This is a genomic window from Halorhabdus rudnickae (genome assembly GCF_900880625.1).
Classification (GTDB): domain Archaea; phylum Halobacteriota; class Halobacteria; order Halobacteriales; family Haloarculaceae; genus Halorhabdus; species Halorhabdus rudnickae.
In genome coordinates this window covers 1,767,140-1,791,713 of record NZ_CAAHFB010000001.1, presented here as the reverse complement: position 1 = coordinate 1,791,713, position 24,574 = coordinate 1,767,140, and the positions used below count along the sequence as shown (strand labels likewise).

The following is a 24,574-nucleotide window of genomic DNA, read 5'->3' as shown; positions in this document are numbered from 1 at the left end:
GTTCTATGCGAGTGCGAAAGGATCTGAGTCAATCGCCTGCTGTTTCTGGACTGACGTAGCTAACACAGTTTGAGAACGAAGGGCTTCTATTCTTTCTCTCACGAAATACGTGTTTGAATCCGTTTCGATTTCCGCCGCGTTCACATCTGAAATCGGGGCCTTGAGTGTTACAGGTGTCTTTCAACGAGTGCGATCCGTCGATGTGAACCATTGCGTCGTCAACATCGTGTGTCTCACGCAGCTCGTGAAAGAACGCGTGTGCAAGAGCCGAATTTCGGGCCGGTTCACCGTTGTATAAAGCAATTCGTTTGTTTCTGGATCGATGGCGGCGTACAGCCAATACTGCTCACTGCCGATCGGTCACGGTTTCGTCAACCGCAACGTGATCTGGGTTCTGTCCATCCCCGGACTGTAGATCTGCTTTGTGGACCCGATTATGAACAGTCGACCGCGCACGTTCGACACCGAATGCCTCAAGAATAGGCATCGTATTTGAAAGCTCTAATCCAGCAAGATGCAACTGAATACTGAGCTACACCAGAAATCGCGGTGTCGCTTCTCGCTCCACAAATCTACGTCAACCTGGTCGATACTATGGCTGAGGCGTACGTTTTTGGGCAAATATCTCTTTGAGAAATAGCACGTCTCACTCTTCAATCTGTATCTGAACACCGCCTCCGGTCAGGGCCGTACTTATATGCCGGTCTGCCACATACCCGTTTCATAATGACACTCACACAGATTCTCGAAGCGATCAATGACCACGAGAAAGAACTCATCGTATTCAATTGCAGTTCCGACGAGCAAATCGTCGCGGAACTCAGAGAGTACTTTCAGTCCCAAAACGTCCATATCGACGCTGTTACCACTGCGTCCGGACGGCCTGAAGACCTCGCCGTCCTCAGCAATCGAGACACAGTCCTCTCGATGGTCCATCTCTGGACGTTGCGGGAACTCCTCGATGGGGTAGCAACCGATCAGGACACGACGGGCGTCGCGGATATGAACTACGAACCCATCCTCGGTCATCTCAAGGAGACGACGTTCACTGCCTACGACACTGAACAGATGCTCTACACGTCTCGAGAGATTGAGGACCGCGCTCGGCGGGTCGGTGAGGGGACCATTCATGCTGGCTTCCAGCAGCTGTCGATGCTGGCCGGGGAGGCGTCGATCTACACTGATATCGCGGCCCGTGGCCTTGACGTGCACACCTATGGCACGCCTGACCAGCCACCGCCCGATCTCGACGGTGTCACTGTCCACTCTGTCGACAACGCAGAGATCGCTGAAACCTGGTTCGTCGTCTTCGACGGCGGCGGGACGGATTCCCAGAAGAGCGCCATACTCGCTGAGGAACGCGAATCGCGATCGTTCTACGGGGCTTGGACGTATGACCCGACCATTGTCGACAGCATCCTCGACCATCTGGAAACGGCCTATCTCTCGGCCGATCGGACACATCCCCGATCCGGATAGCCGCTTCCCGCACTCGCGTTGCCGACGCGGGGCGACCGCCGACAGCGTGAGCCCGTCGATGGAACACGCAATCGCCCGGTTGCCCGGCACATTCGACCGCGGATCGGCGATCTGGGTACTCCGTTTTCGCCGTTGACTGCCGGGCCAGTAAGTATATTCTTCTTGCCGCGGGTGGTATACAACCAATGACCGACCGGATTCTCTGTGTCGATGGCGACGTGGCCGTCCGTGAGGCCACCGCCGAAACCTTCCGCTCGGAGCTTACCGACCTTGATCTCGGCGTCGAGACCGCAGGTACCGTGCCTGACGCCGAGGTCAAATCCGTCTCGATCCAGAGCGATCTCACCGGCGTCGGGATGTAGTTCTCGGCGCTGTACGAGCTGCTGTACGCTGCGGCCGCCGAGGATCGTGTCCGGACTGGCCTGATAAGCCTCTCCTCGCTGGCGTTGTCCGTCGATCTGCGCAAACTCTTCCGATTCGCCCAGGCGATCTCGGGACGTATCGACAGCTCCGGGGCGATCGGCGTCTTCGTGATCGATCGCTCTCATGACGAGCGCACCGTCAACACGCTCGGGCAGGTCGCCGACGGCCGGATCGAAGTGCGAATACGATAGCGACGACGCCGACGGGGGATTGCGTGTTCGTTGACTACCGGATCAGCCCAGCGGCTGGCAACCGTTCTCGCTGTCCTGATACGGTACCGGAGTGCGATATCGGCGACAATCCGATCCACCGGGCCCTTTTTACTCGCTGCGGGACTCCCCTAGAGCATGTCTAACGACGATAGGTTCTCTCGCAACAAAGACGAGGACCTTCCGAGCACAGACGTCACGGAAGGGGCCGACAAGGCGCCCCATCGGGCGATGTTCCGCGCGATGGGCTACGACGATGCCGACTTCGACTCGCCGCTGGTGGGGATCGCAAACCCCGCGGCGGACATCACGCCCTGTAACGTCCATTTAGACGATGTCGCCGAGACGGCCTGGAATGGGACTGACGAGGCCGGCGGCATGCCCGTCGAGTTCGGGACCATCACCATCAGCGACGCCATCTCGATGGGTACCGAGGGGATGAAGGCCTCGCTCATCTCCCGGGAAGTTATCGCCGATTCCGTCGAACTGGTCGCTTTCGGTGAGCGCGTCGACGGTCTCGTGACGATCGGCGGCTGCGACAAGAACATGCCCGGGATGATGATGGCGATGATCCGAACGGACCTGCCGAGCGTCTTCCTCTATGGCGGGTCGATCATGCCCGGCGAACACGAGGGTCGGGACGTGACCATCGTCCAGGTCTTCGAGGGCGTGGGTGCCCACGCCACCGGCGACATGGACGACGAAGAACTCGACGACCTCGAACGCAACGCCTGTCCCGGTGCGGGAGCCTGCGGCGGGATGTTCACCGCCAACACGATGGCCTCCATCTCTGAGGTTCTCGGACTTGCCCCGCTCGGGAGTGCCTCCCCGCCTGCCGAGGATGAGAGTCGCTATGATGTCGCCCGCGAGACCGGCGAGTTAGTCGTCGAGGTCATCGAGGAGCGTCGCCGCCCCTCCGAGATCCTCTCTCGGGAGTCCTTCGAGAACGCCATTGCCCTCCAGACGGCGATCGGCGGGTCGACCAATGCCGTGCTCCACCTGCTTGCGATGGCCGCCGAGGCCGGTATCGAGTTGGACATCGAAGACTTCGACGAGATTTCCCGGCGGACGCCCAAAATCGCCGACCTCCAGCCCGGCGGCGAGAAGGTGATGAACGACCTCCACGAGATCGGCGGCGTGCCGGTCGTCCTCCGCCGATTGCTCGAAGCCGACCTGCTTCACGGCGACGCGATGACGATCACCGGCCGCACACTGGCCGAGGAGATCGAGTACTTAGAGGAGCAGGGTCGACTGCCACCTGAGAGTGAGATCGACGCCGACTTCCTCTATCCCATCGACGCGCCCAAGGAGCCAGAAGGTGCGATCAAGATCCTCACCGGGAATCTCGCGCCCGACGGCGCGGTCCTGAAAGCGACCGGCAACGACGAGTTCCACCACCAGGGCCCGGCTCGTATCTTCGAGAACGAGGAGGAAGCCATGGAATACGTCCAGGAGGACCACATCGAATCGGGTGACGTGATCGTCATCCGGGGTGAGGGGCCGAAGGGTGGTCCCGGCATGCGGGAGATGCTCGGCGTCACCGCCGCCGTGGTTGGCCAGGGCCACGAGGACGACGTTGCGCTGCTCACTGACGGCCGTTTCTCGGGTGGGACGCGGGGGCCGATGATCGGCCATGTCGCCCCCGAGAGTTTCGTCGGCGGGCCGATCGGCGCACTCGAAGACGGCGACACCGTGACCGTGGACATCCCCGACCGGACGCTAGATGTCGACCTGAGCGACGCCGAGATCGAACAGCGACTCGACGAGCGAGACGATCCCGAGCCGACCTACGAAAGTGGTGTGCTGGCGAAGTACCACCGGGATTTCGACTCGGCGGCCAACGGTGCGGTGAGCAATCCTGGCGTCAACCGAGAGTGACGAACCACGTGGCCGGAGACAGCGATTGCTCGGCCCGGTCTGGCTCAGATCAGCCGCCTCTGCTACGATACAACACGGTGATCAGAAAAACAGCGACGTACGCGAGTGCGAGCAGTTCAGTGACGATCGACCGTCCGAGCGTCGCGATCAGTACGACGAGCACTGGCCCAACCAACAGCAACGAATCGAAGACACTGTCCTGGGCCCCATACTCACAGACAATGTTGACGATCGGTAAATCCCGGACGTTCATGGGTACATCCCTCCACGCTTGAACAGCGTCCGCAGCGCGACGAGGATCGGGATGATCTCCAGCCGCCCGATCCACATGTGGCCGAGGAAGGCGGCTTTCCCGACCGCGGGAAGCGACTCTGGCCCGGTGATACCGGCCGAGAGACCGACGTTGCCCTGGGCACTTGCGACCTCGAAGAATGCATTAGCCAGTGAGAATTTCTCGGCGGGCAGGATGACGAGCAACAGGACGGTCCCGACCACGAGAAACGTCGTCCAGAGTGCGGTAATGATCGTTGCCTCGACGAACTCCCGGTTGGCTTCTGTCTCGGTCAGGCGTCGATCGTTGATTTTGAGCCGACGGACGGCGCTGTCCGGATAGAAAACATCGGCAACGTGATACTGAATCCCCTTGATCAGGGTCAGCCCGCGAATTATTTTGATCCCGCCGACGGTCGACCCGGCCGCCCCGCCGACGAACATGCCAAAGGCGACCAGCAACTGCGCTTGGGCCGGCCAGGCCCCGAGTGCAACGTTTGTCGCGTCGACGGCCGTCTGAAAGCCTGTACAGGTCGCAGCGGAGACGAACTGAAAGGCACCATACCGTATCGCCGATAGTGGGGAGTCGTAGGGACCGACGTACAGGAACGCCCACAGCAACGCCGACCCGGCACTCATGTAGATGAACACCCAGCGAGTCTGGAGGTCGGCATAGAAGTTCCGCAGGTCGCCCTGTAGAATGAGGTAGTGGACGGGGAAGGCGATCGATCCCAACAGCATAATCGGGATCAGGGCCGTATCGATGATGGCGCTGTCGTACGTCGCAATCGAGTTATCCGTGATTGAGAACCCACCGGTCGCGAGACCGGTCATAGCGTGGTTGATGGCATCCCAGATCGGCATTCCGGCCGCGAACAGGGTCAGGATCGAGACGAACGTAAACAGGAGGAAGATCCACCAGATCGTCCGGACCGTCGAGACGATGCTCGGATGGATCTTCTCCGATCGGGCCTCGCTCTCGTAGAGCGTCAGCGACCCGCTGCCGGGACGAGCGAGGATCGCCGTGGTGAGGACGATCACACCGACCCCGCCGATCCACTCGATGAACGTCCGCCACCACTGCAGCGTCCGCGGGAGTACTTCCTCGTTGTCGGTCATCGTCAGGCCGGTTCCGGTGAAGCCGCTCATGCTCTCGAAGATCGAATTGAGCGGATTCTGGAAGGCCGCAAGCGTTGACGTTCCGTCGAAGGCCGTCGGCAGATCGAGGTGGACGCCCCACGCGATCAGTAGGAACGGGAGCGAGCCGAACACGCCGACCAGTAGCCAGCCCGTGGCCGCGACGACCATCCCGTGTAGACGCGAGGGCGAGTCGGCGTCGGCGAAGCGATGGTGCAGCAGGTAGCCGGCAGCCACCGGGACGAATGCCGAGGCCCCGAAGGCGACGGCACCGAACCATTCACCCCAGGCGATCGGCACGACGATCGAGACGGCCATCATCCCGCCGAGTGCTTCGAGGATCCGACCCAGATCGCGTGCGACTGTCGCCGTCGTTCCGTTCATAGCTGTGTGGTGTCTATTGAGGTGTGACCCATCCGGTCACTCGACCGTCCGATCCTCGTAGTGCCCGAAGATGTCCGTGATCTCCGGCTCGGCACCGACGGCCGAGTAGACCGTCAGGAGGTCACCCGGGTGGATTGTCGTGGTCCCGCGTGGGGTGATCGGTTCGCTGGCGCCGTCTCGTTCGATGGCGACGACGAGGACGTCCTGGGAGAGCAGTCCCTCTTCGGCGGTTTCCTGAAGCGTTTTGCCGGCGATCGAGGCGCTTTCGGTGACGGTGATCTCGAAAACCTCAGCCTCCTCGCCGATGCGCATGTAATCGACGATCGCGGGCCGAGCGACGGCCCGGTAGAGATACTCGGCGATGAGTTCCTGGGGGTTTTCCATCGTGTTGACGCCGATCTGCTCGAAGAGGTTCATGTGTTCGGGTGTATGAACCACCGAGAGGATCGCCGGAATGTCGTACTCCTGGGCGAGCAGACAGACCATGATGTTCGTCGCGTCACGGTCGGTCGTCGAGATGATGGCGTCGGCCCGGTCGGCCCCGGCATCCTCCAGTGTCGCGCTTGTCGTCGCGTCCGCGTTGAGGACGAGACAATCGAACTGATCGGCCGCTCGGTTGGCTCGTTCTTCGTTGCGTTCGATGACGACGACTTCGTTGCCCGATCGCGTCGCGATGTTGATCAGTGGTGTACCGATGTCGCCTGCGCCGACGATGATGATGTACATGCTGGCTTACCCTCCAGTCGTTTGATGAAAGCGTCTCTGATCGACATTGGTGAGCGTTCCGATCCGCGCGCGACGACGACTGTCCGATCGAGTTCGGTCCCGAGGTGCCACGGCAACGAGCCGAACAGCGCCTGGGTCAGCGCGCTTTCCCGCATCGCGCCCACACAGACCGTATCGTATTCGGTTGCTGTCTCGAGGATCGCCGCTTCGGTGTCCTCCTCGACGACGACGCGAGTCTCGTAGGTCGTCTCGGTCAATTCGGTGCGCTCGATGAGTTGCTCGATCAGTGCCTCTCCCTGTTCGACCGGCGACGCAGCGTCTTCTTCCTCGGCCGGCAGCTGGACGTTCACCAGCGTCAGGGACGCTCCGTCGGTGGCGGCGACGATCTCGGCGTCCCCACCGTGAGCGTGAGCGCTCGCTGCCGTGACACGGGCGTCTTCCTCGCCGGCGACCGGAGCGACGAGATGGGCTGTCATCGAGTCTGTCATGACTCACCCCACCTGCCTCGAAGACGTTCCGACTCTCGGTATCCGTATCGTCACGTCGGATCGGGCGGTCATATCTGAACCCAACAGACTGGACCGGCTAATAAATGCCGGAGTCTAAGACGGCCCCGGCCTCTTTCTGTCGTCGATATCACACCGTCTGATCTTCATAGTGGCCAAAGACGTTCGTCAGTTCCGGGTCGGCTCCGCGTGCCGAGTACACCGTCAAAAGATCGTGCGGCTCGATCCGGACATTCCCGTGGGGCGTCAGTGGCTTGTCCTCCTCGTTGCGCTCGATGACGACGACTTCGTTACCCGATCGCGTCGCGATGTTGATCAGTGGTGTACCGATGTCGCCTGCGCCGACGATGATGATGTACATATGTCTGGTTAAATCGTTAGGCTCCTAGACCGGTCGACAACGTCGTTCCCAAGCCAGTGGTTCCGCTCACGAGTCGCTCACCGCTCGATCGGGAAGAACGACGACTGGAACGTCACTGCTGTGAACGAGGTTGTGAGTCACATCGCCCGAGAGTAGCTGTTTCCACCGGCTGCCGCCACGGGGCGTGAACACGATCGCACTCGCGTCGACGTCGTGGGCCGTCTCGACGATCGTCGTCGCGACGTCGGTCCCGTACCTGATCCCGGTCTCGAATCACCGACGTGCTCGAAAGCACCTCAGAAACGGTCGTGAACATCGATTTGGCGTCCGTCTCGCGTTGTTCGACAGAGGCCTTATCGAGCGCCCCATCTGCCTTCTCGACGACATGGATAGCAATCACCGTCTGATTTGGCGCACCGAGGTACGACGCGAGTGCCGCCCCCGTCGCCGCCGCATCGTCTCGATTGGCGACCGGGACCACCACACGCTCAAATAGCGACTCTCTCACGCCAGGACTCCTCCTCGTCGAGGACGCGGCCGAGATAGTGCCACTTGTACTTCCCGTTGCTGTTGACGTGTGGCTCTCACTGGACCATGTAGGCGAAGGGGCCACGTGCCCCGCCCACCTCCGCTGGCCGTTCGACGACGACGGTCGAGTACGATCCGTGGTCGTCGATCCGAACGAGTTCTTCGTTCTCTCGCGCTTCGACGACGTCCGTCAGCGGTGGCCGTGCCTCGAGGCGATGGCGGGCATAGTCGATGAGTTCACCCAGTTCGCTGTCGGCGCTCGTTTCGAGTGCCTGCTGGATCGTTTCGTCGAGTTCACCCTCGTCTCGGACGAACGATTCGCCCTCCTGTAATTGTACCTCCTCGGTCAGTGGGTGGTGGGCTTCCAGACGCGCCTGGGCGTCGTGAATGATTTCTCTGAGCTGTTGGTCGCTGCTGTCGTCGAGTGCATCCTGGACATCCGTGGGGATATCCGGTGACACGTCGTCTGGTTGGGTCATGGGGTCAGGTGGGTCGTCTTCGCCGACGGATGAGTCAGCCGACAGCGGAGTGTACCGACCCGGTCGGTTTCTTCGGTTGTCTGCGACCGATTGCTATCTATTGATAGCTTATCGGGACGGTATAAATCTGCGGACTAAATTTTCGATACGAAAATAAATTAGGCGATATCATTCGTCTAACCGGGCAAGAACGCACTATCTGTGGTGGCTTTGCTTAGTCTGTCAGTCGGCCACATAGCGAGAGGTAATTATGCGAGACGTTCGTAGCGCGCGCATGGACCATCGCCTCGACGAGATCGACAAGCGCATTCTCTACCATTTGGCGGCGGACGCACGGAACACGGCGGCACCGGAGATTGCCGAGGAGATGGAGGTGACGCCGGCGACGATCCGCAACCGGATCAGCCAACTCGAAGCGGATGGGATCCTTCGTGGGTATCTCGCGGATATCGATTACAAGGCCATCGACGGATACGTTGCTTACGAATTCCGATGTACCGCGTCGATCCCGGATCGCGATCACCTCGCGCAGGCGGCCCTGGATATTTCGGGGGTCATCGCCGCCCGTGAGTTGATGGCCGGGTCGGCGAACCTGACGATCACCGCCATCGGCACTGATACGGACGACATCGGACGGATCGCCGCCGCGCTGTCGGACATCGGGTTGACGATCGAAGATGAGAGTGTAATCGAAGAGCAGTATCACCGTCCGTACGATCCCTTCGGCCCCGAGGACGCACCGAAAGGGCCCTCGCTGACGGACTTCATGGGCCTTGCCGGTGAGGCGGCGGTCGTCGAGTTCACCGTCTCCCAGGGGGCCGAGATCGCCGGTCGGACTATCGAAGACGCCGTCGCAGACGGACTGCTGGCCGACGAGATGCTCGTCGTCGGTATCGAACGCGAGGGAGACGTCCTCACACCGAAAGGCGAGACGGTCATCCAGGCGGGCGACGTCGTTTCGCTGTTCTCCCAAACCGGGTTGGAAAACGACGCCCTGACTGTATTTGGGACGCCCTGACTGTATTCGGAACGTCGGCAAACGGGACTGTGTGGGGATGATTACCCGAACAGACCACTCATCACGGCGCGTTCGGCTTTTCGGAGATGGTCCGAGACGGTACTGGCTGCACATTCCAGGCGTGCAGCGACGTCACCGACCGATGCGTTCCGCGGCACGTCGTAGTATCCCATCTCGACGGCGATCTGGGCGACTTCTCGCTGGCGATCCGTGAGATCGAGCGCTCCCCGTGACGGGCCGCGATACTCGCCGATGGACTCGACGGTGACGTCAATCGCTTCGGGGACCGCCGCGATCACCGATTCGAGAGCAGTGGATCGGCCCACGATTCGGAGTCGCGTCGTTCCATCGGCGTGATAGATGACCGGCGGGACGAGCACAACGTATTTGCCCTCGAAGGAATCGCGTAGTTGACGATCCAGATCACGCGTCTCGTGCTCGACGTAGGCGTAGAAGGAATCGTTGTCGATGGTCGTCAGATCGTGGTCGGTGACGAACTGCGCTTGCTCGATCGCCTGGCGGTAGGGGTCGATCGGACCGATGACGCGAAACAGCAGGACATCCGTCGCCTCCCGGGAGAAGTTCCAGATCAGCAACTCCGTCCGCTCGAAGCCCGCTGTCTCCGCGATGAAGGTATGCATCGGGTTTCGCCAGTCGGGCGGTTCGTGCAGCGTCGCCGCGAGAGATTTCACGTCGGGACTTGCCACCTGCACTTCAAGGAGCTAGTGAATTCGGCAAAATCGGCTTTCCTGCATCTGTCCTTTCCGGGGATATGGACGCCGTTCAGCAGAGCCGCCGGGAGCGACGGGCGGAGTGGGAGCGCGTCGTGACCGATCTCGATGCCGTGCTCGCCCGTGAGGCCCACCGGAACGCACCAGGGATCGTCGTCCGGGCTGACCGCGTGGCCGCTGTCCTCGAAGCGCTCAGTGACCGCGCCGGCTTCGATCATTGCGCCTGCGTCACGGCCCAGGAGTACGCCGATCGTTTCGAGACGATCTATCACCTCCGGAGCTACGACGATCCGACCCGGAAACTCAGCGTCGTCGTGCCGACGAGCAAGGCCGAACCGACCAGTCAGTCCGCCGCGTCGGTCTATGACACTGCCGACTGGCACGAGCGGGAAGCCTACGATCTCCTTGGCATCGAGTACGACGACCACCCGGACCTGCGGCGCATTCTCTTGCCCGAATCCTGGCAGGGGCATCCGCTCCGGGAAGAGTACGACCAGTCCCAGCCACAGATCGTCACGTACCGGGAGAACGTCAATCCACTCGAAGACGATCACGAGCGGGCGAGTGACACGATGTTGCTCAACATCGGCCCCCACCATCCCGCCACCCACGGCGTCCTCCACGTCCAGTTGACCCTGGACGGCGAGCAGGTCGTCGACGCCGAGCCGGACATCGGCTATATCCACCGCTGTGAGGAACAGGTGTGTCAACAGGGTACCTACCGCCACCAGATCATGCCCTACCCCGACCGCTGGGACTGGGGCGGTGGCGGGTTACTCAACGAGTGGGCCTACGCGCGGGCCGCCGAGGACTTGGCGGACATCGACGTCCCCGAGTACGCCCAGGTTCTGCGGACGATGAGTGCCGAACTCTCCCGGATCCTCAGTCACTTTCTCGCCGTCGGAGCCTACGCGCTTGACGTCGCCGGTGACTTCACCGCGACCTTCATGTACGCGATCCAGGACCGCGAACGTGTCCAGAGTCTCCTCGAAGACCTAACGGGCCAGCGGCTCATGTTCAACTACTTCCGGCTGGGTGGGGTCGCCTGGGACCTGCCGGAACCGCGTGAGGAGTTCCTCGCAGAGATCCGTGACTTTCTGGACTTCCTTCCCGACCGACTGGCCGAGTACCACGACCTGCTCAGTCAAAACGAGATCATCCAGTTGCGGACGCTGGATACTGGCCACCTCGATCCGGACATTGCGAAGTCATACGGTGTGACCGGCCCCGTCGCCCGCGGATCCGGGATCGACTACGACCTCCGGCGGGACGACCCCTACGGTTATTACGACGAACTCGACTGGGAGGTGATCACGGAGGACGGCTGTGACAACTACGCCCGACTGCTCGTCCGGATGCGCGAGATCGAGGAGTCGGCGGCGATCGTCGAGCAGTGTGCCGACCTGCTGGAAGACTGGCCAGAGGACGACCGGACGATCCAGTCGAACGTCCCACGCACGCTGCGGCCCGAACCCGACACCGAGGTATATCGGGCTGTCGAGGCAGCCAAAGGCGAACTCGGGATCTACATTCGCAGCGACGGCACGGACAAACCCGCGCGGTTCAAGATCCGTGGGCCATCGTTCTCGAACCTCCAGGCCCTCCCCGAGATGGCCAACGGCGAATACGTCGCCGACTTTATCGCCACGCTCGGCAGCCTCGATACGATCATGGGCGAAGTCGATCGGTGAGTCGCAGCTTCACTCTGCATTCCGGGCCGCCGCTACTGCGACTTGCCCGTAGGCGATCCCGCCGTCACCTGGCGGGACGCGATCGTGACCGAGGAAATCCAGCCCGGCCGCCTCGACACGATTGCGGATCGTCCGGGTGATCGCGTCGTTGTATGCGACCCCGCCGGTGAAACCCACAGCGTCGATTCCGGCGTCCTCGGCCACTCCGATAGCAAGATCAGCCAACCCGCGGGCCAGCGCCCACTGGGCGGTCGCGGCGACATCCGCAGTCGAGTGATCGCTAGCAAGGGTAGCTAGATCTCGGACGAGTTGTCCGGAATCGACCACACGCGACCCGTTTTGACTGTCGTACGGGACCTCGAAGTCGAGTACGTCACCACCGACCGCCGCACTTTCGAGTTTCATCGCCGGTTCGCCTTCGTAGGATCGTTCGGTACAGACGCCAAGCAGGGCGCTCACCGCGTCGAGCAACCGGCCGGCACTGGTCGTCGAAGGCGTGTTGACGCCACGTTCGATCTGCTGGCGGACGGTCGCCGCCTCGCTCTGTGTTCCGACCGCATCGCGCTCGACCAGCAGTTCCTCAATCCGTGCAGCGTCGTCGAGCAGACTCGCGAGGATGCGAGCCGGTTGTTCGATGGCAGCCGTCCCGCCAGGGAGGGAAAACGTCGAGAGGCCGCCGATGCGCTCGAAATCCGCGAGGCTGGCGTCGAGGACCTCTCCGCCCCAGATCGAGCCGTCCGGTCCATACCCCGTCCCGTCGGCGGTGATTACGACCGCCCGTTCGCGCTCGTGTTCGGCCAGCAGGCTGGCGGCGTGGGCGTGGTGATGTTGCACCTGGGCCGGGCCGGCTATTTCCCCGTTTTCGGCGTACTCCCGCGCTTCCCTGGTCGTCAGGAAGTCGGGGTGCATGTCACAGGCCACCACGTCGGGGTCGGTGCCGAGCAGGTCTCGGAGATGGGATACGGTCTCGCGCAGATACGCGACCGTTTCGGGATTGTCGACGTCGCCGACGTACTGGGAGGGGACGACCTCGCCGGCCTGCGTGAGAGCAACGGTCGCATCGAACTCCGCGCCGAGGGCCAACACGTCGCGGCCGGCGTCCACGGGCAGCGGTAGTGACTCTGGCACCCATCCGCGTGAGCGACGGACGAACCGCCGCTCCCCGCCGGCAAAGCGGGCGACGCTGTCGTCACACCGCATCACGATCTCCCGGTCGTGAACCAGCGCGGCGTCGATCACCCCGTCAAGATCGTCGAGGATCGACGTCCGGTCGGTCGCCATCGGCACACCGGGCATGTTGGCGCTGGTCATCACCAGCGGCCCGTCGACGTGATCGAACAGTAGGTGATGCAGGCCCGAGTACGGGAGCATGACGCCGACGGTGTGCAAGCCCGGCGAGACGGTGTCGAACCAATCCGGCCGGTCGTCGCGCTGTCCGTCGAGCAAGAGGATCGGTCGACGAGTGTCTTCGAGTGCGTCGCATTCGTCGCCCGAAACCTTTGCGAACGATTCGACCGCCTCCATATCGGGGGCCATCAGCGCGAAGGGTTTTTCCGGGCGCCCCGTCCGCTCGCGTAGCCTCTCGACGACTTCGGAATCGGTCGCGTCGCAGGCCAGATGGGTCCCGCCGATGCCCTTGATCGCCACGAGGTCGCCGTCGGCGAGGCGGTCGCCGGCCTGTTCGATCGCGTCGTCGTCGCCGGCGAGTTCGTTCCCATCGCTATCGAGTATGGAGAGCGTCGGGCCGCACGACGGACAGGCGATCGTCTGGGCGTGATACCGGCGGTCGGCCGGGTTCTCGTAGTCGTCTCGACAGTCCTCACACATCGGAAAGGCGTCCATCGACGTGGTTGGGCGGTCGTAGGGCAACGCCCGAATGACCGTGTATCGTGGGCCACAGTCGACACAAGCGGTCGCCCAGTATGCCTGAAAGCGTGAGTCTGGATCCCGGAGGTCTTCGAGACAGGCGTCGCACATCGCCGTGTCGGGCGGGATCGTTCCCGACCCACCGCCAGAGTCGATCGAGGCCACGATCTCGAAGGTCGAAAGCCCGCACGGTTCGCTGTCTTCGACCGTCACGTCCTCGATGCGGGCCAGCGGTGGTGGGTCCGTCCGGAGCGTCGAGAGGAACGACTCGATCCCTGTCTCCCGACCCTCCAGAACGATCTCGACCCGTCCATCGCCGGTATTTTTCACTCGCCCAGCGAGGTCCTCGTCAGTTGCCGTCCGATAGACGAACGGTCGAAACCCTACGCCTTGGACGACGCCCGTGACCGAGACTGTCGCGCGCCTCCGTTCGCTCATCACGTTGAATGGGGCCGCCCGCGGTGTTGAATCTGCCGACGTCCGTTTCCTCAGCACGTGACCACTGCGACGTGGCTCACGGAGACAGAGTTCAATACGTTTAACTCCGCGAGCGGAAAATCCGATAGCGTGGATGAAAAAGATAATCGCAAATCTTGGCTGATAGTTATCTTCCTGTTCGTGGGCCTCACCGGTGCCATGCTGCAGGTCCGTGGCGCGCTCGTCCCGACCTTCGAGACGCACTTTCAGGTCAACAAGAGCCTGCTGGGGTTGATTACCCCGGTCGGGACCGTCGGTTATCTGGTGGCGCTGCTGGGGCTCGGCTCGGCGAGCGGTCGGGTGAACATCCGGCGTTTTCTCCTGATCGGCGTGGCGCTGACAGGACTGTCGCTTTTACTGCTCGGGGCAGCTCCGAGTTTCCTCGTCTTGCTCGCTCTCATCGGGATGCGGAGCCTGTCGACGGGTATCTTCCGGGCGCTGGATCGCCCCACGCTGAGCCATCTCTATCCGGAGTCCCGCGCCCGAATTTTCAATCTCGAAGAGATGACGTGGGCTGTCGGTGCGACGTCGGGGCCGATCCTGGTGACGGCGCTTCTGAGCCAGTATTCCTGGCGAGCGACCTATCTGGTTCTCGCCGCGCTCACCGTGCCCATGCTCGTCCTTTTGTGGCGGCTTGATACACCGACGGGGACCACCAACGAACGATCGTTTGCACGTAGCGACATCCGTCCGCTGTTGTCTGAGCCGGCTGTTTACGGGATGCTCGTGGCGCTGATCTTCGTCGGGAGCATCGAGAGCATCTATTTCACCTGGCTTACAAGTTACGCCAACGTGACCTTCTCCGGATGGATTACCGGGATCGTCCTCTCGATTTACCTGGCGGCGTACGTTCCCGGCCGGCTGGTGTTCAGCCGTCTCAGCCATCGGTACAGCTTCACGCGACTTCTCCTCGTAACGAGTATCCTCCTGACAGCGCTGACCTATATCGCTTTCACGGGTGCGAACGGGTACCTGCTGCTCGGCTCGATCTTCGGCGTCGGCCTCCTGGTCTCCGGGATGTTCCCGACCCTGATATCGATGGGTATCGAAGCCGTGCCGTCGTTCTCGGGGCCGGTCAACGTTGTCGGCAATGTCGCCACCCAGATCGGGTTTTTTACCGCCCCGGCAATCGTCGGTGTGCTCGCCGATGCGACGTCGATCGGGACCGCGATACTCGTACAGATCGGACTGGCAGGCCTGCTCACACTCGTTATGCTACTCCTCGAACTCGGACCGACCGGGACTGCCTCTGCTGTCTGATGATGTCCACTCGTCGTCTTCCCATTCACATCTTCCACGGACAACTGTCAGCAAATTATGGGGTAGGAGCGTATTTCAATGGATTTACTCGCGCGCCGCCGGGAGGGACCAACAGTGAGTGAGCGCACGTCCAGGCGTGCCTGGACCGTGGTACTGTTCGCGTTCGTCGCCTTCGACGGCGCACTTATCCAGGCCCGCGGTGCCCTGGTACCGGTATTCGAGGACGTTTTCACGGTGAGCGAGAGCTATCTCGGCCTGGTGACGCCGGTCGGGACCGTTGGGTTCGTCCTCGCAATGCTCATCTTCGGGACGGCGAGCGGCCGAATCGACATCAAGCGCTTTCTCCTGATCAGCGTCGCCGCGACCATCGGTAGCGTCCTCGTCCTCGGTCTCTCGCCGACGTACCTGCTCTTGCTGGCCTTCATCGGCGTCCGGAGTTTCTCGACGGGTATCTTCCGGTCGCTCGATCGGTCGGTGTTGAGTCACCTCTACCCCAACTCGCGAGCTCGCGTTTTGAGTTTACACACGATGGCCTGGGCCGTCGGCGCGACGCTCGGGCCACTTTTGGTGACCGTCGTGATGTGGGAGTACTCTTGGCAAGTCACCTATCTCGTCCTCGCGATCGCGCTGGTCCCGGTCCTGGTGGCTCTCTGGCGACTCGACCGACCTGAGTCACTCGACAACGAGCGGTCGCTCGAACTGGACGACGTGGCAGTGCTGCTCCGGGAACCCGCGATATACGGTATGGCGATTGCGCTGATCTTCGTCGGAAGCATGGAGAGCGTCTTCTTCAACTGGCTGCCGTACTACGCGGGAGAACTGTTCACGGAAACCGTCGCCAACCTCACGCTGTCTATCTACCTGGCGGCGTACGTTCCCGGCCGGCTCGCGTTCAGCTACCTGGCCGAGCGATACCGGTTTACGGACCTGCTCGTCGGTGTCGGTTTCGTCCTCGTGGTCGCGATGTACGCGGCACTCGTCCTTGCCTCCGGGACCGCACTGCTGGCGCTCATCTTCGTGATCGGCTTTTTCATCTCGGGGCTGTTTCCCACACTTATCTCGATGGGCATTGAGTCCCGGCCCTCTTTCACCGGTCCCGTCAACGTCATCGCCAACGTCGCAGCCCAGACCGGCTTCTTCCTCGCGCCGGCCACCGTCGGCGTGATCGCTGAGGCGACGACTATCGAAACCGCGATGACGCTCCAGATCGGGCTGGCGCTCGCTCTGGTCGTGATCGCTGTCTCGCTCAAACTCGGTCCGCTGGCCGGTCAAGCCGCGTCGGATCGTGCCTGACTTTTCCGCTCGACGAGTGGGCATCCGCTGTCCCCATCCGGCTTATCTCGTATCACTGGCGGTACTCTGCTCCTGAAATACAAATGAGATTGTACTAGAACAATCCGGTTGGCAAAGCTTTATCGGGGTCACCAACACAGCACATGTTGCAGCTAGTTCGCGTTGACCCCAAAATATAGGGCCTCAACGGGGGTTCGATAGTGACAACCATGGACTGTCCCGATTGCGGGAACGATCGCACGCACGTCCTCGACACGGAGCCGAGCGCCGACGGGACATCGATCCGTCGACGTCGGGAGTGTCGAGACTGTGGGTTCCGATTCACCACCTACGAACGCCCCGAGTGGGAGTCCCTGCAAGTGCGCAAACGCGACGGGGTCATCGAGCCGTTCGATCGAGAGAAACTCAGGGTGGGTATCGAACGCGCCGTCGAGAAGCGTCCCGTCGACGAGGAGGCAGTGACCGAGATCGTCGAGGCTATCCACGACGACCTCGCCGACCGCGAGGGCCGCATCGTCGCCTCGACGCAGATCGGCGACCTCGTCTCCGAGCACCTGCGCGACCGCGACACGGTCGCGTATCTCCGATTTGTCTCGGTGTACGAGGCGTTCTCGGACCCGGCGGAGTTTCGCCGGGAACTGGACGCCGTTCTCGACGCGGAGGCCGACCCGCCCGACGACACAGACACATGAGCCAGCAGACAGCGAGTTCCACTGACCGAATCGTATCGATACTCGACCGCGCCATCGCGGCGGACGCTCCGGCGGTCTCCAGCGAGGAGCGTGCTGACCTCCGACGGGCGATCGACGAGAACCTCTATGCCGGTGCCGACCGCGCCGAGGTGTACGAAGGGATCCTCCAGGCGCTGACCGCCCGAATCGAACGAAATCCCGAGTACAAGCGCATCGCCGCACGAGTCTTTCGCCAACGGTATTATCACGAAGTCATCGGTGAGGATCTAACTGGCGACGATCTCGACCGCGCCTACCGCGAAACGTTCGTCGAGAACCTCCGGCGCGGCGTTGAGGTCGGCCTGCTCGACGACCGGTTGCTCGAACGGTTCGACCTCGGAGCGCTCGCCGACTATCTCGTCCCCGGCCGCGACGAGCACTTCGAGTACCTGGCGATGGAGACACTGTATCAACGGTATTTCCTTCGAACGAACGACGGCGAACACCTGGAACTCCCCCAGGCGTTCTGGATGCGCGTCGCGATGGGGCTGGCGATCGAGGAAGACGATCCCGACGCCCGCGCCAAGGAGTTCTACGACGTTCTCTCGAAACTCGAATTTACCCCCTCGACGCCGACGCTGTTCCACAGCGGGACGGCCCACCCCCAGCTATCCTCGTGCTATCTCACCACCGTCCCTGACGACCTGGAGGGGATCTTTGAGGCCTACAAGCACCACGCGAAACTCTCGAAGTGGTCCGGCGGGCTGGGCAACGACTGGACGCCGCTGCGCGCCGAGGGTGCCATGATCGAGTCCACGGGTGTCGAATCGACCGGTGTCGTGCCTTTCCTCCGGATCTCGAACGACGTGACGGCGGCGATCAACCGCTCGGGCAAGCGCCGCGGAGCCGCCTGCGGGTATCTGGCGGCCTGGCACCTGGACTTCCCGGCATTCCTCGATCTGAAGCGCAACACGGGCGACGAACGCCGCCGGACGCCGGACATGAACACCGCCGCCTGGATCCCTGACCTGTTCATGGAGCGCGTCCAGGCCGGCGAGTCCTGGACGTTGTTCAGCCCCGACGAGGTGCCCGACCTCCACGAAGCCACCGGAAGCGATTTCGCCGAAACGTATCGGGAGTACGAACAGGCCGCCGAGAACGGAAAGATCGAGAACTTCGAGCGCGTCGAAGCCGACGAACTGTGGCGACAGCTCCTGACGCGGCTGTTCGAGACCGGCCATCCCTGGGTGACGTTCAAAGACCCCTGTAACATCGGCTCGCCACAGGACCACGAGGGCACGGTCCGCTCGTCGAACCTCTGTACGGAGATCACGCTCAACACGAGCGAGGACGAGCACGCCGTCTGTAACCTGGGCAGTGTGAACTTCTCGACGCACGTGCGGGACGGCGACAGCGCGGAAGGCAGTTCCGCGGAGACCGAGCGGGCGTCCGCGCCCGCGAGGCTTGACCGGGATCATCTCGAATCGACCGTCGAGACGGCGATGCGGATGCTCGACAACGTCGTCGACCTGTGTTTCTACCCGACCGAGGAAGCCGAAGACTCGAACATGCGCCACCGTCCCGTCGGTCTCGGGACGATGGGCTTTCACGAGGCGCTGATGGAGATCGGCGTCCCGATGGCCTCGGAGGCGGCCGTCGAGAAGGCCAACCGCTGGCAGGAGTTCGTCGCCTACCACGCGATTCGAACGTCCGCGGAACTCGCCGGAGAGCGGGGTCCCTACCCGTCGTTCGAGGGTTCGAAATGGGACCGTGGAATCCTCCCGCAGGACACCGTCGACCTGCTGGAGGCGGAACGCGGCCAGGAGATCCCCACCGATCGCGAGGAGACCCTCGACTGGGATGGGGTCCGCGAGACCATCGCCGAGCACGGCATGCGCAACTCCAATACGATGGCCATCGCGCCGACAGCGACCGTCTCAACGATCAACGGAACGACGGCCTCCATCGAGCCCCAGTACTCCAATCTCTACGTCAAGTCGAACATGTCCGGGGACTTCACGATCGTCAACGACCACCTCGTCGCCGACCTCCGGGACCGGGATCTCTGGGACGCGGAGATGCTCGATCGCATCAAGTATCACGACGGTTCGATCCAGGAGATCGGCGAGATTCCGGACGATCTACAGGAACTCTACCGAGGTGCCTTCGAGATCGATCCCCGCCACCAGTTGCGGTTGACGGCCCACCGCCAGACGTGGATCGACCAGTCGGTCTCACACAACGTCTTTTTCCCCTCGACGGACGGGACCCTGCTCGATGACATCTACACGACTGCCTGGGAACTCGGCCTGAAGACGACCTACTACCTCCGGACGCTCGGGGCCTCCCAGATCGAGAAGTCAACGCTCGACCTCTCGGAGTACGGCAAGACCCAGCATCGCGGGGACTCGGGGAGTGTCGATGGCACCGAATCAGACGAGCGAACCACCGCGACCAGCGACGGGGATACTGACCTCGCAAGCGTCGAAGACCCGACTTGCGACGCCTGCCAGTAATCGCCAGCGAACTACGAACCTCACAACCACCGCTATCCATGCCAATACTCGATACCGACGCCGAACACGATCCGAACAAGATCCTGCCGATCGACTACGACTGGGCCCGCGAGTACTACGAGGCGGGCGTCAACAACAACTGGGTCCCCGAGGAGATCCCCATGCAGGACGACGTCGCCCAGTGGAACGGCGAGGAACTCACCGACGCCGAGCGCCAGCTGGTCGAGTGGAACCTCGGGTTCTTCTCGACGGCCGAATCGCTGACCGCGAACAACCTCGTGTTGGCCCTCTATGAGTACGTCACCGCACCGGAGTGTCGTCAGTACCTCCTCCGGCAGGCTTACGAGGAGGCCATCCACACGGACACGTTCATCTACTGCTGTGACTCGTTGGGTTTCGAACCTGACTATCTCTACGGCATGTACGACCGTGTCCCCTCGATCGCCGAAAAAGACCAGTTCGTCGTCAACCTGACGCGCTCGATCGACGATCCCGACTTCACGATCGACGGCGAGGACGACGTCCGGGACCTCCTCCGTGATCTCGTGGGCTTTTACGTCATCATGGAAGGGATCTTCTTCTATGCGGGCTTTGCGATGATGCTCGGGCTCAAGCGACAGTCGAAGTTGGTCGGGATCGGCCAGCAGTTCGAATACATCATGCGCGATGAGTCTCTGCACGTGGGATTCGGCGTCGATCTCATCAACCAGATTCGCTCCGAGCACGAGGACATCTGGACTGATGAGTTCGACGCCGAGGTGATCGATCTCATCGAAGAAGCCGTCGAGTTAGAGCAGATCTACGCCCGCGAGGCCTGCCCCGAGGAGATTCTGGGGATGGGTCCCGAACAGTTCGCCGATTACGTCGAGTACATCGCCGACCGCCGGTTGGACCAATTGGACCTGCCCGAACAGTACGGGACGGACAACCCCTTCCCGTGGATGTCCGAACAGGTCGATCTCAACAAGGAAAAGAACTTCTTCGAGACCCAGGTCACGGAGTACCAGAGCGGCGGCTCCCTGGAGTGGTAGGCGAATACGGGAGTGCTACCCCCACTGTCAATCGCCATCTATCGGCATGACGATCGAAATGAGCCGATACCGACCTGATTATTCCGAGTCAGAATCGGTTTCTTCCTTCGAAGCATCCCCACCAAGGGCTTCTTGGGTCTCGATGTCTGGACGATCGCGTCCCTCGTCTTTCGTCGGCCTGTCGTCGGCTTCCTCACTCGTCATCGTCGTCTTCGTCGAAGTCGCCTTTAAATACTACTTGTGACTCGATGGTAGGCCGCTCGCGCTCGTCTTCGTCCTCATTTTCGGCGGCACTCATACGAACGTATTGGAGCGAATCACTCAAGAACCTTTGGCACACTTCCGACCGGGAGTTTCTCTATCCAGTCAGCTATCCACGTTTGCAGCCGTTCGTCGGGATCAGTGAGTTTCCACCATCGGGCGGTCGTCCCGTAGAGTCCACTGAGTTTTCCGAATACGGCGAAAAAGAGGAAAATAACGACATTGAGTGCGGGAGAAACGCCTGAAGTACTGTAGATGTCTACCAGACCGATGGCGAGATAACAGACTGCTCCGACGGTTGTAATCAGCGTCAGCGTGAACAGAAGCACGTTCGAAGCGTTCTTCTCGTAGTTTTTCTGTATCATCTTGCCGTATTCCAACGCGATTTGTTCCTCAACCAGATCGTAGTCATATTGCTGATTCAGGATGCTTTCTCCGATCGTTGCGGCATTGATACCGATCCGCTCGGCAGTGGCTGTATACGTTATTGCCGCGAGAAGGATAGACGTGAACAAGAATAGCGCGCTAGCGGTCGTATACCCACTAATCAGGTCCGTGTAAGTTGCCGAGTCGCTACTGACGACTATCGAGACGCCAGTCACGAGGATGCTCGCGATGACCGTGTTGATCCGGAAAATCTGGATTGCTTTTTCATCGATATCCGAGAGTGTCGAGGTTTGCTCTGTAATGGTCGCTCTGGCTTCTTCCCGAGCGAGACGCGCTCGTTCGACGCGTTCTTCATATTCGCTATCGGGCAGATCGATCATCGTCGCGTCCGCCCATATTCTGATACTGAATAAATAGATCTGTCGGAACGGCTGGGAGAAGTCTCCTGCAATCACGACAGATGGATTTACCACTCACGTACGGTACTTCTTCTCCAGGGCCACCGAAGCTCAGTCGTGCGAGTGAGCGTGTTCGTGACCGTCTTCGTGCGTGTGGTCGTGAGACTGCTCCTCACCATGTGAGTGACTGTGTCCGTCCCCGGCCACGTACGCCTCGTGATCGCTCGCGTGGGTGTGCCCCCGCTCGTCTAAGAACGCTGCCAGCTCCTCCAGCCCCTCGCCGTGTTCGGCACTGGTCTGGAACGTCGGCATCTCCGGGGCGATCTCGCTCACGTCCGATTCCATCAAGTCGAGGTCGGCGTTGACCGCCTCGGCGATGTCGACCTTGTTGATAACTGCGCCGTCACAGGCCTGGAACAGGAGGGGATGCTTACGCACCACGTCGTCGCCTTCCGTCGCCGAGACGACGAGCACACGGGCCTGTGCCCCGAGCGGGAAGTCCGCCGGACAGACCATGTTGCCGACGTTCTCGATGTACAGCGTATCGAGCGCGTCGAGATCGAGATCCTCTAGTGCGCCCTCGACCAGCGAGGGGTCGAGGTGACACTCCTTGCCCGTATTGACGTTGGCGACGGAGACGCCCAACTCCCGAAAGCGGGTGGCGTCGTCCTCCCCGGCCACGTCGCCGACGATCACGCCGATCTCTTCGTCGTCGGGCGCCCGCTCGATCAGGCGCTCGATGAGCCGGGTCTTGCCGCTCCCTGTCGCGCCGAGGAACTCGGCGACGAAGATGCCGTGATCGTGGACCACGTGCTCGTGGAGGTCGTCGGCCTGCTCGGCGAACTGTGCGAGAATGTCGGCCTCGGCGTCGCCCTCGCCGTGGTCGTGATCGTCGTCGCCGTGGCCCATCCGATGGGCCTGCAACGGTCCGAGCGGATCGGAATCGGATAGCAGGCGGTCGAGCAGTCGGTCGATTGGTATCGCGTCCGCGAACGGCTGTCGTATCGTGTAATTCATTGTCTGATTTTGTGTACGCGATCAGTTGCTCGGATCGGATTCTACTGCGTCGGGGTTCAGTCCGTCGCTTTCGCCTTCTCCCTCGCTGTCGTTCGTATTCGCGCGGTCGGCGTCTCCGTTCTCGTCCGGGATCGTGACGCTCATGAGTCGACACTCGTTGCCGCGAGCAAGCTCCAGGCGAGCGTCACACTCCGGACAGGTCAGGTCCGGGGCGTAGGCCAGCGCACGATCGATCGTCTCGGGTTCGCCGCTCCAGCCACACGAACACTCGGCGTAGGGAACGACGGTTTCGAGTTCGATGTCGAGTTCGCCGTCACTGATCGTCGAGTCGGCCGCCGCTTCGAGGCACGTCTCCAGCTGGTCGGGATTGACGTGGCTGGCCTCGCCGACCGAGACGGTGATACCTTCGAAAGTATCCACTCCGTGATCGGCCGCCGCTTCCCGGGCGGCTTCGAGCACCTGCGTGGCGATGGAGAACTCGTGCATGTCAACAGATCCGGGGGAGTTGTTCACCCTCCGGCGGGGTGAGATACCGCCGTCCGAAGCCGGTATCGAGGACAACCTGCCCGGCGTGGTCCTCGACCACTTCGCCGACGACTGCGGCGTCCTCGCCCTTGGGATTGTCCCTGAGTGCTGTAAGCACTGCGTCGGCGTCATCGCTCGCGACGCCCATCACGACGACCCCCTCACAGGCGACGTCGAACGGTTCGATGCCCAGCACTTCGCCGGCCGAGGAGACTGCCCCCGAGATGGGGATGGACCGCTCCTCAAGGTCGATACCAACGTCCGCCTTGCCGGCCATTTCGTTGAGAACGGTGGCGAGTCCCCCTCTCGTGGGGTCTTTCATCGCTGTCACGTCGCCAGCGTCCATCGCCGCGGCGACGAGGTCGTTGACCGGCTGGACATCGCTCGCGAGGTCCCCGCCGAAGTCGAAGCCCTCGCGTTCGGAGAGCAGCGAGATCCCGTGATCGCCGATCGTCCCGGAGACGATGATCTTATCGCCGACCGAGAGACCGGCGTCGGGGACGTGGCCGCCCTTCGGGACGACGGCGATTCCCGTCGTATTGATCGCCAGCGTGTCGATCTCGTCGCTACCCATCACCTTCGTATCGCCGGTCGTCACGGTCGCGCCGGCCTCCTCGCAAGTCTCGCGCATCGACTCAGTGACGCGTTCGACGGTCGACTGTGGGGTGCCGGCCTCGATGATCAGCGAACTCGTCAACGCCAGGGGTTCGGTCGCGCCCATCATCGCCAGGTCGTTGACCGTCCCCGAGACGGCGAGTCGGCCGATGTCCCCGCCGCGGAAAAACAGGGGCGTGACGACGTGGCTGTCGGTCGTGACGACAACCGAGTGCTCGTCGTCGATCGGCTGGACGCTCCCGTCATCGAGGGCTGCCAGGCCGACGTCCGCCTCGCTCTCGGCGAATCGGGAGACTGCCAACTCCTCGATCAGATCGGTCATCTGGCCGCCGCCCGCGCCGTGGGCGTGGGTGATGACCTCGTCGTCAGTGTACCCGTCCGTCGGGGTGTCGCTATCCTCGAGCACGTCGCCGTTGTCTGTATCCGTCATTCGATCA

General features: G+C 62.0%; 24 protein-coding genes and 2 pseudogenes. 11 read left to right on the top strand and 15 right to left on the bottom strand.

Features of this window, described 5'->3' with window-relative positions:
* Nucleotides 1–28: 28 nt before the first annotated feature.
* Nucleotides 29–621 (bottom strand): annotated as a pseudogene (locus BN2694_RS09055) (IS6 family transposase).
* Nucleotides 622–726: 105 nt separating this feature from the next.
* Between BN2694_RS09055 and BN2694_RS09050 the strand changes: the two are divergent.
* The 4 genes from BN2694_RS09050 to ilvD all read left to right on the top strand — a co-directional run bounded on the left by BN2694_RS09050 (nt 727) and on the right by ilvD (nt 3,989).
* The gene (locus tag BN2694_RS09050; RefSeq protein ID WP_135664216.1) at nt 727–1,479 is read left to right on the top strand and encodes a DICT sensory domain-containing protein; all 753 of its coding nucleotides are present in this window, start codon (nt 727–729) and stop codon (nt 1,477–1,479) included.
* Nucleotides 1,480–1,664: 185 nt separating this feature from the next.
* Nucleotides 1,665–1,841 carry a hypothetical protein gene (locus BN2694_RS17415; protein WP_210408933.1) on the top strand — a complete coding sequence of 59 codons (177 nt, stop codon included), beginning with the start codon at nt 1,665–1,667 and terminating at the stop codon, nt 1,839–1,841.
* Between the two features lie 84 nt (nt 1,842–1,925).
* Nucleotides 1,926–2,093 carry a DUF7504 family protein gene (locus BN2694_RS17410; RefSeq protein WP_210408932.1) on the top strand — a complete coding sequence of 56 codons (168 nt, stop codon included), beginning with the start codon at nt 1,926–1,928 and terminating at the stop codon, nt 2,091–2,093.
* A gap of 156 nt (nt 2,094–2,249) precedes the next feature.
* Nucleotides 2,250–3,989: a dihydroxy-acid dehydratase gene (ilvD, locus tag BN2694_RS09040; protein WP_135664214.1), complete on the top strand. Its 1,740-nt coding sequence runs from the start codon at nt 2,250–2,252 to the stop codon at nt 3,987–3,989.
* 49 nt (nt 3,990–4,038) lie between these two features.
* On the opposite strand, the gene BN2694_RS09035 is transcribed toward ilvD, so the two are convergent.
* The 7 genes and pseudogenes from BN2694_RS09035 to BN2694_RS17680 form a co-directional block, all read right to left on the bottom strand.
* Nucleotides 4,039–4,242 carry a hypothetical protein gene (locus tag BN2694_RS09035; RefSeq protein WP_135664212.1) on the bottom strand — a complete coding sequence of 68 codons (204 nt, stop codon included), beginning with the start codon at nt 4,240–4,242 and terminating at the stop codon, nt 4,039–4,041.
* Nucleotides 4,239–5,780 carry a TrkH family potassium uptake protein gene (locus BN2694_RS09030; protein ID WP_135664210.1) on the bottom strand — a complete coding sequence of 514 codons (1,542 nt, stop codon included), beginning with the start codon at nt 5,778–5,780 and terminating at the stop codon, nt 4,239–4,241. Before BN2694_RS09030 ends, BN2694_RS09035 begins: the two co-directional genes overlap by 4 nt.
* 36 nt (nt 5,781–5,816) lie before the next feature.
* Complete coding sequence (locus tag BN2694_RS09025) at nt 5,817–6,506, bottom strand: potassium channel family protein (RefSeq protein WP_135664208.1); 690 nt, start codon at nt 6,504–6,506, stop codon at nt 5,817–5,819.
* Nucleotides 6,461–6,994 carry a universal stress protein gene (locus BN2694_RS09020; RefSeq protein ID WP_135664206.1) on the bottom strand — a complete coding sequence of 178 codons (534 nt, stop codon included), beginning with the start codon at nt 6,992–6,994 and terminating at the stop codon, nt 6,461–6,463. Before BN2694_RS09020 ends, BN2694_RS09025 begins: the two co-directional genes overlap by 46 nt.
* Before the next feature lie 277 nt (nt 6,995–7,271).
* Nucleotides 7,272–7,373 (bottom strand): annotated as a pseudogene (locus BN2694_RS18230) (NAD-binding protein); the annotation flags it as partial.
* Nucleotides 7,374–7,439: 66 nt separating this feature from the next.
* Nucleotides 7,440–7,604 (bottom strand): universal stress protein, encoded by a 165-nt coding sequence (locus BN2694_RS18020; protein WP_342210809.1) that lies wholly within the window; start codon nt 7,602–7,604, stop codon nt 7,440–7,442.
* Between the two features lie 353 nt (nt 7,605–7,957).
* Complete coding sequence (locus tag BN2694_RS17680) at nt 7,958–8,380, bottom strand: hypothetical protein (protein WP_244605393.1); 423 nt, start codon at nt 8,378–8,380, stop codon at nt 7,958–7,960.
* Nucleotides 8,381–8,654: 274 nt separating this feature from the next.
* Here BN2694_RS17680 and BN2694_RS09000 point away from each other — a divergent pair, with 274 nt between their 5' ends.
* Nucleotides 8,655–9,398, top strand: a complete 744-nt coding sequence (locus BN2694_RS09000) for an Lrp/AsnC family transcriptional regulator (RefSeq protein ID WP_135665530.1) — start codon at nt 8,655–8,657, stop codon at nt 9,396–9,398.
* Nucleotides 9,399–9,439: 41 nt separating this feature from the next.
* Here BN2694_RS09000 and BN2694_RS08995 read toward each other — a convergent pair whose 3' ends face one another.
* On the bottom strand, nt 9,440–10,105 hold the full coding sequence (locus tag BN2694_RS08995; RefSeq protein ID WP_135664202.1) for a helix-turn-helix domain-containing protein: 666 nt from the start codon (nt 10,103–10,105) through the stop codon (nt 9,440–9,442).
* 65 nt (nt 10,106–10,170) lie between these two features.
* Between BN2694_RS08995 and BN2694_RS08990 the strand changes: the two genes are divergently transcribed.
* The gene (locus BN2694_RS08990) at nt 10,171–11,820 is read left to right on the top strand and encodes an NADH-quinone oxidoreductase subunit D (protein ID WP_135664200.1); all 1,650 of its coding nucleotides are present in this window, start codon (nt 10,171–10,173) and stop codon (nt 11,818–11,820) included.
* A gap of 9 nt (nt 11,821–11,829) precedes the next feature.
* Here BN2694_RS08990 and hypF read toward each other — a convergent pair whose 3' ends face one another.
* Entirely contained in the window at nt 11,830–14,124 is a 2,295-nt protein-coding gene (gene hypF, locus BN2694_RS08985; RefSeq protein ID WP_135664194.1) for a carbamoyltransferase HypF, read from the bottom strand.
* Nucleotides 14,125–14,253: 129 nt separating this feature from the next.
* Between hypF and BN2694_RS08980 the strand changes: the two genes are divergently transcribed.
* From BN2694_RS08980 to BN2694_RS08960, 5 genes are all read left to right on the top strand, one after another.
* Entirely contained in the window at nt 14,254–15,423 is a 1,170-nt protein-coding gene (locus BN2694_RS08980; RefSeq protein WP_244605391.1) for an MFS transporter, read from the top strand.
* 114 nt (nt 15,424–15,537) lie between these two features.
* Complete coding sequence (locus BN2694_RS08975; RefSeq protein WP_135664188.1) at nt 15,538–16,716, top strand: MFS transporter; 1,179 nt, start codon at nt 15,538–15,540, stop codon at nt 16,714–16,716.
* Between the two features lie 209 nt (nt 16,717–16,925).
* On the top strand, nt 16,926–17,408 hold the full coding sequence (gene nrdR, locus BN2694_RS08970) for a transcriptional regulator NrdR (protein WP_135665526.1): 483 nt from the start codon (nt 16,926–16,928) through the stop codon (nt 17,406–17,408).
* On the top strand, nt 17,405–19,903 hold the full coding sequence (locus tag BN2694_RS08965) for a ribonucleoside-diphosphate reductase subunit alpha (protein ID WP_135664181.1): 2,499 nt from the start codon (nt 17,405–17,407) through the stop codon (nt 19,901–19,903). The genes nrdR and BN2694_RS08965 overlap by 4 nt, the downstream gene beginning before the upstream one ends.
* Before the next feature lie 38 nt (nt 19,904–19,941).
* Nucleotides 19,942–20,934 carry a ribonucleotide-diphosphate reductase subunit beta gene (locus BN2694_RS08960; RefSeq protein ID WP_135664175.1) on the top strand — a complete coding sequence of 331 codons (993 nt, stop codon included), beginning with the start codon at nt 19,942–19,944 and terminating at the stop codon, nt 20,932–20,934.
* Between the two features lie 78 nt (nt 20,935–21,012).
* On the opposite strand, the gene BN2694_RS17920 is transcribed toward BN2694_RS08960, so the two are convergent.
* The 5 genes from BN2694_RS17920 to hypE all read right to left on the bottom strand — a co-directional run bounded on the left by BN2694_RS17920 (nt 21,013) and on the right by hypE (nt 24,567).
* Nucleotides 21,013–21,138, bottom strand: coding sequence for a hypothetical protein (locus BN2694_RS17920; protein WP_280176672.1), 126 nt, complete (start codon nt 21,136–21,138; stop codon nt 21,013–21,015).
* Between the two features lie 113 nt (nt 21,139–21,251).
* Entirely contained in the window at nt 21,252–21,962 is a 711-nt protein-coding gene (locus tag BN2694_RS08955) for a hypothetical protein (protein WP_135664172.1), read from the bottom strand.
* A 129-nt stretch (nt 21,963–22,091) separates the two neighbouring features.
* Nucleotides 22,092–22,997, bottom strand: a complete 906-nt coding sequence (gene hypB, locus BN2694_RS08950; protein WP_135664167.1) for a hydrogenase nickel incorporation protein HypB — start codon at nt 22,995–22,997, stop codon at nt 22,092–22,094.
* Between the two features lie 21 nt (nt 22,998–23,018).
* Nucleotides 23,019–23,483, bottom strand: a complete 465-nt coding sequence (locus BN2694_RS08945; protein ID WP_135664162.1) for a hydrogenase maturation nickel metallochaperone HypA/HybF — start codon at nt 23,481–23,483, stop codon at nt 23,019–23,021.
* Between the two features lies 1 nt (nt 23,484).
* Nucleotides 23,485–24,567, bottom strand: a complete 1,083-nt coding sequence (hypE, locus tag BN2694_RS08940; protein WP_135664160.1) for a hydrogenase expression/formation protein HypE — start codon at nt 24,565–24,567, stop codon at nt 23,485–23,487.
* Between the last annotated feature and the right edge of the window lie 7 nt (nt 24,568–24,574).

What these genes read in the sequence shown, in the direction of transcription:
- BN2694_RS09000 (WP_135665530.1), top strand. Translation starts at nt 8,655, where the DNA reads ATGGACCATCGCCTCGACGAGATCGACAAGCGCATTCTCTACCATTTG.
- BN2694_RS08990 (WP_135664200.1), top strand. Translation starts at nt 10,171, where the DNA reads ATGGACGCCGTTCAGCAGAGCCGCCGGGAGCGACGGGCGGAGTGGGAG.
- BN2694_RS08955 (WP_135664172.1), bottom strand. Translation starts at nt 21,962, where the DNA reads ATGATCGATCTGCCCGATAGCGAATATGAAGAACGCGTCGAACGAGCG.
- BN2694_RS09035 (WP_135664212.1), bottom strand. Translation starts at nt 4,242, where the DNA reads ATGAACGTCCGGGATTTACCGATCGTCAACATTGTCTGTGAGTATGGG.
- hypF (WP_135664194.1), bottom strand. Translation starts at nt 14,124, where the DNA reads ATGAGCGAACGGAGGCGCGCGACAGTCTCGGTCACGGGCGTCGTCCAA.
- BN2694_RS17680 (WP_244605393.1), bottom strand. Translation starts at nt 8,380, where the DNA reads ATGACCCAACCAGACGACGTGTCACCGGATATCCCCACGGATGTCCAG.
- BN2694_RS09020 (WP_135664206.1), bottom strand. Translation starts at nt 6,994, where the DNA reads ATGACAGACTCGATGACAGCCCATCTCGTCGCTCCGGTCGCCGGCGAG.
- BN2694_RS08945 (WP_135664162.1), bottom strand. Translation starts at nt 23,483, where the DNA reads ATGCACGAGTTCTCCATCGCCACGCAGGTGCTCGAAGCCGCCCGGGAA.
- BN2694_RS08960 (WP_135664175.1), top strand. Translation starts at nt 19,942, where the DNA reads ATGCCAATACTCGATACCGACGCCGAACACGATCCGAACAAGATCCTG.
- nrdR (WP_135665526.1), top strand. Translation starts at nt 16,926, where the DNA reads ATGGACTGTCCCGATTGCGGGAACGATCGCACGCACGTCCTCGACACG.
- hypE (WP_135664160.1), bottom strand. Translation starts at nt 24,567, where the DNA reads ATGACGGATACAGACAACGGCGACGTGCTCGAGGATAGCGACACCCCG.
- hypB (WP_135664167.1), bottom strand. Translation starts at nt 22,997, where the DNA reads ATGAATTACACGATACGACAGCCGTTCGCGGACGCGATACCAATCGAC.
- BN2694_RS17920 (WP_280176672.1), bottom strand. Translation starts at nt 21,138, where the DNA reads ATGACGAGTGAGGAAGCCGACGACAGGCCGACGAAAGACGAGGGACGC.
- BN2694_RS09030 (WP_135664210.1), bottom strand. Translation starts at nt 5,780, where the DNA reads ATGAACGGAACGACGGCGACAGTCGCACGCGATCTGGGTCGGATCCTC.
- BN2694_RS08965 (WP_135664181.1), top strand. Translation starts at nt 17,405, where the DNA reads ATGAGCCAGCAGACAGCGAGTTCCACTGACCGAATCGTATCGATACTC.
- BN2694_RS17415 (WP_210408933.1), top strand. Translation starts at nt 1,665, where the DNA reads ATGACCGACCGGATTCTCTGTGTCGATGGCGACGTGGCCGTCCGTGAG.
- BN2694_RS09050 (WP_135664216.1), top strand. Translation starts at nt 727, where the DNA reads ATGACACTCACACAGATTCTCGAAGCGATCAATGACCACGAGAAAGAA.
- BN2694_RS09025 (WP_135664208.1), bottom strand. Translation starts at nt 6,506, where the DNA reads ATGTACATCATCATCGTCGGCGCAGGCGACATCGGTACACCACTGATC.
- ilvD (WP_135664214.1), top strand. Translation starts at nt 2,250, where the DNA reads ATGTCTAACGACGATAGGTTCTCTCGCAACAAAGACGAGGACCTTCCG.